The following is a 13,350-nucleotide window of genomic DNA, read 5'->3' on the forward strand; positions in this document are numbered from 1 at the left end:
CATAGAAATAGTGTGATAAACTGATTGACATATGCGTAAATCAAAGAATGAAGTGAAATGGTGGAGGATACCCATGAGAGGCTGGATCACCGCAGTTTTAGTAATTGTTTTTATGGCAGGAATGACCACTTTTTATCTGTTATTTACTTCTGCACAAAGTCCACTGGAGGAACGGGAGATCGAGGCGATTGAATTTGCAAGGCAACATACAACGTTTCAGGAAATAGAACAAATGGAACATTTCCATGGTACCCGTTCATACCAGGTAATTGATACACAAAATGAACAAGGTGAAGACATATTCATTTGGGTTGAAGAGCGATTCGAAGTAGATGAGCCGGTCATTAATGATGACTTCGAACCAGATATCGAACAAGATGATGAAGAACCACGGCGATTGATTATCCGCAGGCATTCTGAAGGCATTTCAAAAGAGGATGTAAACGCACATATACGCGATCATCTGGAAATCGATCGATTAAATCATGTGAAACTGGGCATGATTGGTCGTACCCCTATTTATGAAGTGAATTATATTTCAACCGAGGGAAGACAATCCTACTATTACGTAACATTTGAAGATGGCCGTTACATCCGGCACTACCAGTTTTAGAATGACCCGTGCACTGCGCGGTTAAATAATCTATTCACAGAGGAGCGATTTTTATGGCATTTTCACCAAAAGTTACATCCATCACACCATCATCGACATTGGCTATCACTGCAAAGGCAAAAGAACTCCGTGCCGCGGGCCATGATGTTATTGGACTTGGCGCAGGAGAGCCTGACTTCAACACACCGGATTTCATTATTGAAGCAGCGTATCAATCAATGAAGGATGGTCATACAAAGTATACACCTGCCGCAGGAATGCCTGCACTAAAAGAGGCGATTGCTGCCAAACTTAAGCGTGACCAGGGCCTGGAGTACAAACCATCCCAAATTGTTGTGTCGTGCGGAGCAAAACATGCATTATCAACCTTGTTTCAAACGATTCTGCAGGATAATGATGAAGTGATTATCCCGACACCTTACTGGGTCAGCTATCCGGAACAAGTGAAAATTTCCGGAGGAAAACCAGTTTTTGTGGATGGAAAAGAGAGTAATCAGTTTAAACTGACCCCTGAGGATCTTGAAGCAGCTATAACGGATCGGACCCGGGCGGTTATTCTTAATTCGCCAAGTAATCCAACGGGAGTAATGTATGAAAAAGAAGAGCTTCAAAAACTCGGTGATGTTTGCTTGAAACATGATTTGTTCATCGTTTCAGATGAAATCTATGAAAAACTGATTTATGGGAACAAATCACATGTATCCATTGCGGAATTGTCGCCACAATTAAAAGAGAAAACGTTTATTGTTAATGGCGTGTCCAAATCGCATTCAATGACTGGATGGCGTATTGGATTCACTGCAGGCAATGAAGAGGTCATTAAGCTGATGGGTAACCTTGCCTCTCATACTACTTCAAACCCTGCTACTGTGGCTCAATACGGGGCGCTGGCTGCCTATGAGAATGATGAGAGCTCCGTTTCTATGATGCGGGATGCATTTGAAGAACGACTTGGAAAAGTATTGCCGAGATTAAATGCAATTCCTGGTTTTTCCTGCGTAAAACCACAAGGGGCTTTCTATTTATTTCCCAACGTGCAGAATGCAGTTGATGCTAGTCCGTATGAAACGACTGATGAGTGGGTAGAGGCACTTTTGGAAGAAGAAAAAGTGGCAGTCGTACCAGGAAGCGGTTTTGGTGCACCTGAGAATATTCGATTATCTTATGCAACGAGCCTCGATCAATTTGAAATCGCTTTGGAGCGGATTGAACGCTTTGTTGAAAAACATCAATAAAGCTTTGTAAGATCAATTGAAAGTTCTATTTTAGAACGGTATAATGGATTGCGTTGAGCGATTGATTTTACCGTTGGAGGGGAAAATGTGAAGACAACAATTTCAGAAGCAGGTAAATATGTGGAACAAACCGTAACAATGGGTTCTTGGCTTGCAAATAAACGATCGAGTGGTAAGATTGTTTTTCTGCAACTTCGTGATGGGACTGGATTTATTCAGGGTGTCGTTGTGAAAGCAGAAGTAGGCGAAGAGATCTTTGCAAGAGCAAAAGAATTAACCCAGGAAAGCTCATTATTTGTCACAGGAACTGTCAGAGAAGATGAACGGGCTCCATCAGGTTATGAACTGACTGTAACGGATATTGACGTTATTCAATTAGCGGAAGATTATCCGATCACACCTAAGGAACATGGTACAGAATTTTTGATGGATCATCGCCATCTTTGGCTACGATCAAAAAAACAGCATGCGATCATGAAAATTCGTAATGAAATCATTCGTGCTACGTATGAATTTTTTAACGAACAAGGTTTTACGAAAGTGGATCCACCAATCTTGACTGGCAGCTCTGCTGAAGGGACTACGAATCTTTTTCATACGAAGTATTTCGATGAGGACGCTTACCTCTCCCAGAGCGGTCAATTGTATATGGAAGCTGCTGCAATGGCATTTGGTAAAGTATTTTCTTTCGGTCCTACGTTTCGAGCAGAGAAGTCTAAAACAAGGCGGCATTTGATTGAATTCTGGATGATAGAGCCGGAAATGGCTTTTATGGACCATGAAGAGAGCCTGGTCGTCCAGGAAAACTATGTGAGCTTTGTGATACAGGCTGTCCTGAAAAACTGTCCTCTTGAATTAAAGGTATTAGACAGGGATACAGAAAAACTTGAAAAAATGTCTGCACCATTTCCACGTATCACATATGATGAAGCGATTGAATTCCTTCAAAATGAAGGCCATGAGATTGAATGGGGTGAAGATTTCGGTGCTCCACACGAAACAGCGATTGCTGAATCTTATAATCAGCCGGTCTTTATCATCAATTATCCGAAAGACATCAAGGCTTTTTATATGAAACCGCACCCTGATCGTGAGGACATTGTCCTCTGTGCGGACTTAATTGCTCCTGAAGGTTATGGAGAAATCATTGGCGGGAGTCAACGTATTGATGATCAGGAACTGATGAAACAGCGTTATGATGAACACAATTTATCATTGGAATCGTATCAATGGTATCTTGACCTGCGAAAGTATGGTTCGGTACCGCACTCAGGATTTGGATTAGGGCTCGAGCGAACGGTTGCCTGGATATCTGGTACAGAGCATGTTCGTGAAACGATTCCATTTCCTCGATTGCTAAACCGTCTGTATCCATAATCAGACGATGTTGAAGGACCTCAATCGTTTTAGAGGTCCTTCTTTTTTCCGAATCAATCATGAAAGTGAAAGAAGGAGAGTGTAGCTTGATGAATGATGAACAGTTAATGGAAATACTGGCAACTGAACCATTCTCCATTCCGGGTTTACTTTTTGATCACTATCACGAGATCGGATTGACGGATATCCAGATGATGGTCTTGATGCAGATCATGAAGCGAAAAGGTGAAGGCGCAGATTTTGTATCACCTGACTTGCTTGCACCGCGAATGTCTATGGATGAACAACAATGTGCCAAGATTCTTCAACAACTGTTGCAAGGACATTTGATTGAGATTGTCGAAACCAAACAGTCTGATGGAAAGATCGGTGAATCTGTAAGTTTACTGCCGGTATATCGAAAACTCTCCCATTGGCTGCTTACTCAGCAGCAAAATCATGAAGAAAATGACGAGAAAGCTGAAGTAGGGAAGTTATACGAACGGTTTGAGGAGGAGTTTGCCAGACCCCTTTCGCCAATGGAGTTGGAAATGATTTCAATGTGGCTCGATGACGATGAACATAAGCCTTTTATGATTGAGGCTGCTCTTCGGGAATCGGTTGTATCTGCAAGAGTGAATTTCAGATATATTGATCGGATTTTATATGATTGGAAGAAAAAAGGCATCCGTACATTGGACGAGGCGAGGACACAGGGTGAGAAAGTCAGAGGAGCAAAACGTTCTATTCCACAACCTTCCTCTAATCAGTCTAAACCGTCCAAACAGCAGCATCCTGGTTATGATTGGCTGAAGGGGGAATGATGATCTATGCTGACCAAAGATGAACTATCCCGTATTCGGAATACATGGGCAGAGATGTTTCCTGATGCACAATGTGAACTGACGCATCGGAATCCATTGGAGTTAACCGTCGCTGTCGTGCTCTCTGCACAGGCAACGGATGCACTGGTAAATAAAGTAACTCCCGCATTGTTTGAAAAATATCAAACCCCGGAAGACTACGTTCAAGTGTCATTGGAACAATTGGAGCAGGATATTCGTTCGATCGGGTTGTTTCGCAGTAAAGCAAAAAACATCAAAAAGCTGGCTCAGTCCGTTATTGAAGAGTATGACGGTGAGATCCCCCGATCAAAAGAAGATCTGGAGAAACTGGCGGGGGTTGGTCGTAAAACGGCGAACGTTGTAGCATCGGTAGCTTTCGATGAACCCGCAATTGCCGTCGATACCCATGTTGAAAGAGTCAGTAAGCGCTTAGGAATCTGTCGCTGGAAAGATTCGGTCCTTCAGGTAGAAAAAACATTAATGAAGAAAATACCAAAAGACGAGTGGTCTGTGACTCATCACCGGATGATCTTTTTTGGCCGCTACCACTGCAAAGCACAATCCCCGAAATGTGCAGAGTGTCCGTTGGTGGACATCTGCAGGGAAGGGAAAAAACGCATGAAAAAGCAGGGGCGACAAGATTAGAGTAAAGAGCATGACGACCATATAAAAAACAATCTCCGAATCATGATGATTCGGAGATTGTTTTCTGCCTCGGTCTTCAGTTATTATCTGCTTCTTCCGCAGCTTCATTATTTGATTCACTGGTTTCAACTGTTTCATTTTCTTCATCAGAATCGTTTTCTTCTTCATTATTTTGATTGTTACCCTGATTATTGTTTGGCTGGTTTCCATTGTTATTGTTTCCGTTATTGTTTTCATTATTATTTTCATTATCGTTGTTCCCGTTATTGTTTTCGTTTTCTCCGTTCTCTTCTTCGTCTTCTTCCTCGTCCTCTTCAGGTTCTTCTTCAGGAATTGTCACTTGTACCGATTGCGGTTCGCTCTCAATGTCATCAAATTCATCTGAAAGAGCAGTCACGCGAATCGCATACGTTTCACCAGGCTCAGGACCGCTGAGTTGGTACTGAAGATCTTTCATGGTGTCAATTTCCCTGAAATCATCTTCACCGGGCTCCTGAACTTCGAGGCGGAAACTGACGTCATCAATTAACTCTTCGGGATATTGCCATTCTGTGAAAATCAGGTCCTCGTCTTCGATGTATTCAGCCGTCAAACCGGACACTGGCTCCACTTCAAAGAATTCTTCGGACTCATCTGTGGGTTCCGTTCCGCGAACAAAGAGTTCCTGAATGATTTCACTGTCGGGTGTAAATTCACTTGGCAAAAGTCCAGTTGATTTTTCCACACCCACGCGGACGACTGAATCCGGCCGGTTGAAGTCGGAGGGCGAAAGACCTTCATGCGCCTGACGCATAACTTGACCAAAAATTGTTCTGGAGTAATGATAATTGATATTGATCCAATCAATATCCGGGTCACTGATACGGTCATAGCCTGTCCAGACAGCGGCAGTCAGTTCCGTGGAATAGCCGATAAACCAGCTGTCTTTTATGCCTCGGGCTTCGGAAGGAATATTGATTTGTTCACGTGTATCTGAATCGATTCCTTGGGAACCGGTTTTACCGGCTATCGGCACACCGGAAACATCGGCTAAACCGTCTGTTGCTGTTCCTCTGGTTAATACGTCTTTGAGCATATCTGTCACCATATACGCTGTATAATCTTCCATGGCCTGACTGGTATCCGGTGTTAAATCAATCTCCTGACCATCTGTAAATTCAACTTTTCTGACAGTGTACGGTTCTGTATAGTCGCCACCGTTTCCGAAGGCTGCATAGGCTGCTGCAGCGTCATAAGTTGATACATCGTTTGTGCCCAATGCGTAGGATTCAGTTACATATTCGGATTCGATCCCAAGACCTTCAGCAAAGGACTGTGAACGGTCTGTGCCAATATCCTGAATCGCTTTAACAGCCGGAATATTTTGGGATTTGTAAAGTGCTTCACGCATTGTTATATTACCCAAAAATTGAGAGTCGAAGTTACTGAATGACCCCCCCCCGTCGGAGTATTCGTGTGGTGAATCATCAAATTGATGCCAGGTTGACCATTGTTCGTATTCGATACCAGGTCCATATGCATAGATTGGTTTGGCAGTTGAACCGAGTTGTTTTGGTTCGTTTGCAAAACTGAGTTCCCTCATTCCGGTGGAACCGCCTCGTTTACCACCAATGGCGTATACTTGACTGCTTTTGGTGTCGAGAATCGTCAACCCACCTTGCATGATGTCATCATTGAAGTTGGATGAGTCGTTCATGACATCTTCCACGTACTGTTGAATATTTGTATTCAGGTTCGTATGAATGGTCATACCACTTGTGTAGATATCGCTGGATTCAATTCCATCAATATTTTCAACTTCTTTAACAACCTGATCAATGTAAGCCTGATAGCGGTAACCGTTGTCCGATGAACTGGTATTGACATTCAATGATTCCTCGACAGAAATATTTCTTGCTTGTTCCGCTTCTTCTTCAGAAATGAAACCGGCAGAAAACATACGGTTAATGACCGTATTCCGGCGATTCTCAGAAGTTTCAGGGTTTACAATTGGATTGTGGGCGGTCGGGCGTTGAGGAATACCAGCTAAAAGGGCCGCCTCATTAATGGTTAACTCATCGAGATTTTTACTGTAAAAATGATCTGCAGCCGTGGCTACACCGTATTTACCATCTCCGAAGTATATGGCGTTCAGATACATTTCCAATATTTGATCCTTTGTAAATTGACGCTCGAGTTGAACTGCCATGTATTGTTCCTGGAGTTTACGAGTGATGCTTTTATCAAAATCCAGATATAAATTTTTGACCAGCTGCTGGGTAATCGTGCTGGCCCCTTCTGCACCAAATCCGTCACTGATATTGGCGAGAACTGCGCCACCAATTCTTCTCAGATCCACGCCAAAATGGTCATAAAAGCGAACATCTTCTACGGCAATAAACGCTTCTCTGACCATAGGTGGAATTTCGTCAAGAGAGACGTACTCCCGGTCTTCTGAACCTTGCAAACTCGTTTCGACTTCTTCACCGTTGACATCCACAATGGTTGGATTTTGTCCAATCACTAATTGATCCCTGTCGATTTCGGGTGCATCGCGCATGATCGCAAACACTGAAATCGCTCCTGCAATCAGAAGTACGACCATGAATACCGATAAAGCGATCATCACTTTTTTCCAAATCCCTTTTCGGTTTTTCTTTATTTTTCCTGAATTTTTTTGTGATTGTTTTTTACGGTCTTGTCTTGAATAACGTTCATCCGTCATTCTTCATCTTCCTTTCTTGTTTCACGTTGTACTTCGATTAAATTACTGACTGCTTTTAAATAATCAATTCTTGGCATATAACCTTGAGGAATCGAATATCCAAAAGAATCAATGACATCTTTCGGGATAGATTTTCGGTCTTCAGCATCACTGACATAGCGAATGATGACTGACGCATCAAGCAGGTAGAGTTCATCCGTTATGGCAAAGCGAAGTATTGCAAAACAGATGCCACCATGAGACAAGACATCTTTCATATGATCAATTTGGTGCGAATGAAAATTTTTCAAAGGAAAACTTTTTTTATTGCGTGTTTCCTTTGCCTCAAAATCGATGTAATGACCCTTGAAGATCCCGTTATAATCTGTTGTGGAGGCTTTTTGGAAATAAGCTTCGGTAATGACTGCTGCACTTCTGCTCGGATAATGCACATTGACAATTTGGACAGGGGTCGGTTTTTTGTGTATATTCGCAATCCCATTTGCCAGATAATATTGATTTGATTCATTGATTTCCTCTTCAAGGCTCATACCTCGATTACTGAATCGATTATCTTTATTTATGACGCTTTTTCCACGCTGAGGGATTCGCTTTTCTGAAAATTTTTTTCCGTTCGGATAGCGGATTGCCATTGGATAGCTCCTTTCAAACAAGTGTTTCCAATCTGTATTCTATCACAGAATACATGTCAACAGCACACTGCAAAAGCAAAATACGTTGTAACAGTATGTAATCATTTGATACACTTCATCTATGAAACGAGGTGACTTTAGTGAATTTAAATAAATTATTGGATGAGACACAACAACTTCGATTGTTGAATCAGAAAACAGAAGAACACTTTCATGAGTACAAAGGTGATGACGCGATGCCGTCGTTTGAATCAGTTATCAAACCATTTGCTGATGACGTATCCACTGTACTGAATGAATGGTACCCGAAAGTGACTTCATTTATAAACCAATACGAAACGAGATACCTTTATGTTGAGCAAATTGACCAGATGGAAGAGCATCTTGAAGTGATATCAGTCAAAGCTTTTGTTCCTGATACAAAGGAAAAACAATTTATGGAACAGGTGAAATCGATTGAATATACGTTATCGGTAGTCTATGAGGAGTTAAATCGCTATGTTGAGAACTGACCGGGTAATGATTTTATTCATTGCTGCAAGTGCAATGGTTCTGATATCGGCATGTAATGACGATGAGAATGACTGGTCAATCGTTGACGATGATGAAAAAAGTTCAGAACTAGTTGAATTTTTGGTCGACTATAAAGAACAGTGGGAAAATAGTTTACAGGCAGGAACATTTTCAACAGTAGAACCATATTTTGTCTCAAACAGTCAAGTTTACCATATGGAAAGAAGACAACACCAACAAATATCAGGCAGACGTGAAGTGGAACAATTTCTCAGTTATGAAGATTTGAGCATTCAAGCAAACAGTCACGGAGAATATCGCATTACATGGAAAGAATCGGTTGAAATTTCTGGAACTGATGAAGATAGGAAGATCAATCGAACTCGAAGTTACACGATCAATGAACGAAGTGATGGCTCATACAGGATTATCTCGGTTGAACGTGAAGACGATTGATCTGTAAATGCCCTCTCCAAAAGCTTTTGGAGAGGGCATTTTTCTGATGTGATCAGACATCAAATCTTTTCAATATCAAATACTCTGAATCCTTGATTTTCCAGTTGTTTCACTGTCTTTTTCATGGTCTCTTCGTTAGCGTCTGAAGGTAAGGTCAAAATGATACGCCGGAAGAACGTACTCTCATTATCGATAGACATGAGACTTTGCAGATTTGTGTATTTTTTCACGGCATCGACAATGGTGCTTAATGCGCCTTGATATTCGTGAGTTGAAACGGTCATCGTATAACTTCCGGTTTTTACCCCCCATGAATCTTCAAGAATGGACATTACATTGGCATGAGTCAGAATACCTGTAAACTGTTTATTTTCGTCCGTGACGGCTAAGTATGGATATTTTTTGATGTTTGTGAAGATACGAAAAAACGAAGCGGTCTCTGAAATATAGATGTCTTCATCTTCTATTAATTTCGTTACAGGGTCATCCCAGTTGACTGTCTCTTTAACAATGCCCCTGTAAACTTCCTGAATATAAATATTTCCTTTGAAATAGATCCCTGTAGTATCCAATACCGGGACGCAGCGATATCCGCTTTTTTCGAGTGTTTCCTGCGCTTCTTTGATTGTGAAATCTTCTTTACAACAGACAACCTGTTGTTTGGGTATGACATTATACTTGATTTTCATCGGATCACCTTCCATAACTGTAGGATAGTTCTATTATAGCTTAATCAGTATGGAATCAAAAGGAAAACCCGCATTCGGATCATCGATGATCCGTGATTGAAAAGAAGAGTTAAATTTTTGATGAAAGCATCAAAATGATATACTATGAACAGGATTCTAAAAGAGGAGGGATTTTCATGAAAGCATTGATCGTTATTGATTATACGAATGATTTTGTAGCAGACGGGGGAAGGTTAACCTGCGGGGAACGAGGTCAATCAATCGAAGAAAAGATTACAGCGATTACGAATGAGTTCATTCAAAATGGTGATTATGTTGTGTTCGCTGTGGATGGTCACCGACCTGGAGACAGCTATCACCCTGAATATCCTTTGTTTCCGGAACACAATGTTTTAGGTACTGAAGGCCGGGCATTGTATGGGAAACTGGGAGAACTTTACGAATCAGAAAAAGAACGTCATGTGAATACCGTCTACTGGATGGATAAAACGAGATACAGTGCATTTGCTGGCACCGATCTGGAGTTAAAACTCAGGGAGCGGCAGATTAATGAAGTGCATCTGGTGGGCGTATGCACAGATATTTGTGTATTGCATACAGCTGTAGATGCATTTAATAAAGGATACTCATTGAATGTTCATGCCAATGCCGTGGAGAGCTTTGATCCTGAAGGACACAGTTGGGCTTTACGTCATTTTAAACAGACCCTTGGTGCGGAAATCTCGGAATAAGAGCATTGTTTTAATCGATCACGTTCTTTTGGATTATCGCATCAATAAAGCCTTTTTTCTTCTCATTTTCTTCTGGTTTTGATAAGCTGATCGGTAAAATGGTTAAGAAATAAGGAGTGTTTAATATGATCGATATACAGAGAGAAGATGAACTCTTCAAAATATCTTCAGGATTTGTTTATTTTTATACGCCAATGTGTGGTACGTGTAAATTGGCAAATGAATTTTTGCGCATCACGGAACACTTGGATCAAACACCTCAAATAATAAAAATGGACTTGAATTTTGCTAATCAGGCTGCGATGGACTGGCAGATTCAGAGTGTTCCGTGTTTAGTGAGTCTTTATGAAGGCGAAGTACAAGATAAGTTATATGCATTTAAATCAGTTCCGGATGTTACCGCATTTATTAATCGCATGCAGGAGGATCAATCATGAACCGAAACCTTAGTAGGATGCCGTCATTTGAACTGAAAGATATATTCAGTGAAAAGAAATTCCGGTTGGATGATTTTAAAGGGAAGCCGTTAGTTTTAACATTCTGGGTATCATGGTGTCCGGATTGTCAAAGAGATTTGGCTTTGAAAGATGCGCTTATAAAAAAAATGAGTGATCAGCATCTTCAATTTTTGATGATTCACGTGCCCGGAAGAGAAAGCGATCCTGAAGCAGGATTGATGTTTATGGAACAGCAAAATTACTCTTTTTTGACCGTTCAGGATGATGGAATGCAATATTTTGACAAATGCCGCTGTATGAGTCTGCCTACTACATTTATTTTAAATAAGGAGTTACAGATCACAGCAAGCCTGAACGATAAGAGCAGTTTTGAGGATTTGATGTCAGCGATCGGAAACGTGGTGCCGTAACCCAGATGAAAAAGGGCTTACGGCTTTTTTGCATTCCGGTAAACAGCTTCCACAATTTCTTTTCCTTCAGACGGATAATCCGAGTTTGTCATGTCAAATACAGCTTTCTCCACATCATAGGGAACACGATGAAAAGTTGTACTGATTGTATCATTCATTCTCTCAAGCATGACGTAAGAAGCTTTAGCCTGTCCGTCAAACGGTAAACCGACACTTCCTGTATTTAAAATGCTCTTGCCTTGAAATTGTCGAAGGTGCGGGATGTGAATATGACCATATGCATAAAAATCGGCCCTCGGATTGGCTTCGAAGAACGAATTGAACGTTTTGTTAGGGGCATCCTCCGGAATAACATTGAATAGATTACCAGGTACAGCATGAGTAATATAAAGCTGTATACGGTTAGTTAAAGGTAATTCCAACTCTTCTGGAAGTTCTTGTAAATGTCGGAGTGATTCCTCGGTCATTCGGCTGTGTGCCCAAGCCTGTTCTTTCTTCATGATTTCCAGAGCCTGATCTGGAACTTCACCTTTTTTAATCCCCCGGGTGAGCCATTCATCCGCATTACCTTTAATTACTTTGCCGTGGAGTTCTCTTACCAGGTCCAGACATTCTTTAGGCTTAGGGCCTCTGAATGAGATATCTCCCAGCACAGCAACATGTGAAGCATTTTTAGCGGATAAATCATCGAGTACGGCTCGTAATGCAGTTTCGTTTCCATGGATATCTGATATTAATGCCAGTTTCAAATGAATCCCTCCCAATAAACCATTAGTACACTTTCTTTGTCTATTCCTTTTCAGAACTAAAACAAAACGTATGTGGAAGTACTGCCGTTGGGAAATGAACAGGATTGTGATAGGATTTAGTAAGATTGATTTGAAGATATCATTCAAGGAGGTTTTAGTGTGAAAATTAAGGGAATTGAGCCTACACCAAGCCCAAACACGATGAAAGTTAATTTAAGCGAATCCCTGCCAGCTGGCAGCGCGAATAATTACAAGAAAGATCAAATGGAAGATGCACCGGATGAAATTCGTCAAGTGCTTGAAATTGAAGGTGTGACAGGTGTTTATCATGTTGCTGATTTCATAGCTGTTGAAAGACATCCACGAACTGACTGGAAACAGATTCTGCATGACCTAAGAATCGTATTTGGAGAAGATAATGAAAAAATGACTGATTCTTCTGTTCAACTTGATGAGCATTTTGGTGAAGTGAAAGTCCAGATTCAGGAATTCAAAGGAATTCCCATGCAAGTGAAAGTACAATCGGCCGACGAGGAGCATCGCACCGGCCTTTCAGAGAGATTTATACAATCGGTGGCAAATGCAACACTTCCGGATGATAATGTTGTCATGGAGCGGAAATGGAAAGATCAACGTGCGCGTTATGGTGATCTTGAAGCCGTATCCAAAGAAGTTGCTGAAGAACTCGAAGCAACTTTTACAGAAAAACGGTTAAATGATCTTGTTGAACAGGCTGTCAATCCAGAACAGGAGTCAAAAAACGTTCATTCGAAATGGATTAAAGTGACAGCAGATATGCTTCAAACAGATGATTGGCGAGAACGTTTCGCCGTCCTTGATAAATTGAATCCGACCCTTGATGATCTTGAAGTACTCGAAATCGCTCTTGAAGATGAGAAAGCTTCCATACGAAGATTAGCAGTTATATACCTTGGTATGATCGAGGATGAGAGGGTTATTCCTTACCTGGAACGTGCTATGACAGACCGTTCTGTTTCTGTCAGGCGGACTGCTGGTGATGGATTCAGTGATATTGGCAGTACAAAAGGCATTCCGGCCATGGTTGAAGCATTGTCGGATAAAAGTAAACTTGTCAGATGGCGTGCGGCGATGTTTCTCTATGAATTGGGAGATGAAACTGCAATTAGTGCCTTGAAAGAAACGGAGCATGATTCTGAATTCGAGGTTGCTTTACAGGCAAAAATGGCGCGCGCCAGAATTGAACAGGGAGAAGAAGCACAAGGATCTGTTTGGAAACAGATGACGGATGCAATGGATAAGCACTCCACGGATCACTGAATAAGACGATTCGAT

15 protein-coding genes are annotated in these 13,350 nt (G+C 41.5%); 11 read left to right on the forward strand and 4 right to left on the reverse strand.

Annotated features, from left to right (window positions below; all coding sequences use genetic code 11):
• Window positions 1–73 precede the first annotated feature (73 nt).
• From BBEV_RS07375 to nth, 5 genes are all read left to right on the forward strand, one after another.
• The gene (locus BBEV_RS07375; RefSeq protein WP_069364879.1) at window positions 74–613 is read left to right on the forward strand and encodes a cell wall elongation regulator TseB-like domain-containing protein; all 540 of its coding nucleotides are present in this window, start codon (window positions 74–76) and stop codon (window positions 611–613) included.
• Window positions 614–666: 53 nt separating this feature from the next.
• Window positions 667–1,848 carry a pyridoxal phosphate-dependent aminotransferase gene (locus tag BBEV_RS07380; RefSeq protein WP_069364880.1) on the forward strand — a complete coding sequence of 394 codons (1,182 nt, stop codon included), beginning with the start codon at window positions 667–669 and terminating at the stop codon, window positions 1,846–1,848.
• Between the two features lie 87 nt (window positions 1,849–1,935).
• Window positions 1,936–3,225 carry an asparagine--tRNA ligase gene (gene asnS / locus BBEV_RS07385; RefSeq protein WP_069364881.1) on the forward strand — a complete coding sequence of 430 codons (1,290 nt, stop codon included), beginning with the start codon at window positions 1,936–1,938 and terminating at the stop codon, window positions 3,223–3,225.
• An 89-nt stretch (window positions 3,226–3,314) separates the two neighbouring features.
• Window positions 3,315–4,028 (forward strand): DnaD domain-containing protein, encoded by a 714-nt coding sequence (locus BBEV_RS07390; protein WP_069364882.1) that lies wholly within the window; start codon window positions 3,315–3,317, stop codon window positions 4,026–4,028.
• Between the two features lie 6 nt (window positions 4,029–4,034).
• Window positions 4,035–4,694: an endonuclease III gene (gene nth, locus BBEV_RS07395; RefSeq protein WP_069364883.1), complete on the forward strand. Its 660-nt coding sequence runs from the start codon at window positions 4,035–4,037 to the stop codon at window positions 4,692–4,694.
• 76 nt (window positions 4,695–4,770) lie between these two features.
• On the opposite strand, the gene BBEV_RS07400 is transcribed toward nth, so the two are convergent.
• A complete protein-coding gene (locus BBEV_RS07400; protein ID WP_069364884.1) occupies window positions 4,771–7,398 on the reverse strand; it encodes a PBP1A family penicillin-binding protein in 2,628 nt (875 codons plus the stop codon).
• Window positions 7,395–8,030 (reverse strand): Holliday junction resolvase RecU, encoded by a 636-nt coding sequence (gene recU, locus BBEV_RS07405; protein ID WP_069364885.1) that lies wholly within the window; start codon window positions 8,028–8,030, stop codon window positions 7,395–7,397. The genes BBEV_RS07400 and recU overlap by 4 nt, the downstream gene beginning before the upstream one ends.
• A 140-nt stretch (window positions 8,031–8,170) precedes the next feature.
• On the opposite strand from recU, the gene BBEV_RS07410 reads away from it, so the two are divergent.
• Complete coding sequence (locus BBEV_RS07410) at window positions 8,171–8,542, forward strand: YppE family protein (protein ID WP_069364886.1); 372 nt, start codon at window positions 8,171–8,173, stop codon at window positions 8,540–8,542.
• Window positions 8,543–8,549: 7 nt separating this feature from the next.
• Window positions 8,550–8,999, forward strand: a complete 450-nt coding sequence (locus BBEV_RS07415) for a TcaA NTF2-like domain-containing protein (protein WP_157100936.1) — start codon at window positions 8,550–8,552, stop codon at window positions 8,997–8,999.
• 59 nt (window positions 9,000–9,058) lie between these two features.
• On the opposite strand, the gene cbpA is transcribed toward BBEV_RS07415, so the two are convergent.
• Window positions 9,059–9,688, reverse strand: coding sequence for a cyclic di-AMP binding protein CbpA (gene cbpA / locus BBEV_RS07420; RefSeq protein WP_069364888.1), 630 nt, complete (start codon window positions 9,686–9,688; stop codon window positions 9,059–9,061).
• 176 nt (window positions 9,689–9,864) lie between these two features.
• Here cbpA and BBEV_RS07425 point away from each other — a divergent pair, with 176 nt between their 5' ends.
• The 3 genes from BBEV_RS07425 (at window position 9,865) to BBEV_RS07435 (ending at window position 11,287) form a co-directional block, all read left to right on the forward strand.
• Window positions 9,865–10,419: a cysteine hydrolase family protein gene (locus BBEV_RS07425; RefSeq protein WP_069364889.1), complete on the forward strand. Its 555-nt coding sequence runs from the start codon at window positions 9,865–9,867 to the stop codon at window positions 10,417–10,419.
• Window positions 10,420–10,544: 125 nt separating this feature from the next.
• A complete protein-coding gene (locus BBEV_RS07430) occupies window positions 10,545–10,856 on the forward strand; it encodes a thioredoxin family protein (RefSeq protein ID WP_069364890.1) in 312 nt (103 codons plus the stop codon).
• 65 nt (window positions 10,857–10,921) lie between these two features.
• Window positions 10,922–11,287, forward strand: coding sequence for a TlpA disulfide reductase family protein (locus BBEV_RS07435; protein WP_232318276.1), 366 nt, complete (start codon window positions 10,922–10,924; stop codon window positions 11,285–11,287).
• Window positions 11,288–11,304: 17 nt separating this feature from the next.
• Here BBEV_RS07435 and BBEV_RS07440 read toward each other — a convergent pair whose 3' ends face one another.
• Complete coding sequence (locus BBEV_RS07440) at window positions 11,305–12,036, reverse strand: metallophosphoesterase family protein (RefSeq protein ID WP_069364892.1); 732 nt, start codon at window positions 12,034–12,036, stop codon at window positions 11,305–11,307.
• A gap of 159 nt (window positions 12,037–12,195) precedes the next feature.
• Between BBEV_RS07440 and BBEV_RS07445 the strand changes: the two genes are divergently transcribed.
• Window positions 12,196–13,335, forward strand: coding sequence for a conserved virulence factor C family protein (locus BBEV_RS07445; protein ID WP_069364893.1), 1,140 nt, complete (start codon window positions 12,196–12,198; stop codon window positions 13,333–13,335).
• Window positions 13,336–13,350 lie beyond the last annotated feature (15 nt).

This window comes from Salisediminibacterium beveridgei (genome assembly GCF_001721685.1).
Lineage (GTDB): Bacteria > Bacillota > Bacilli > Bacillales > Salisediminibacteriaceae > Salisediminibacterium > Salisediminibacterium beveridgei.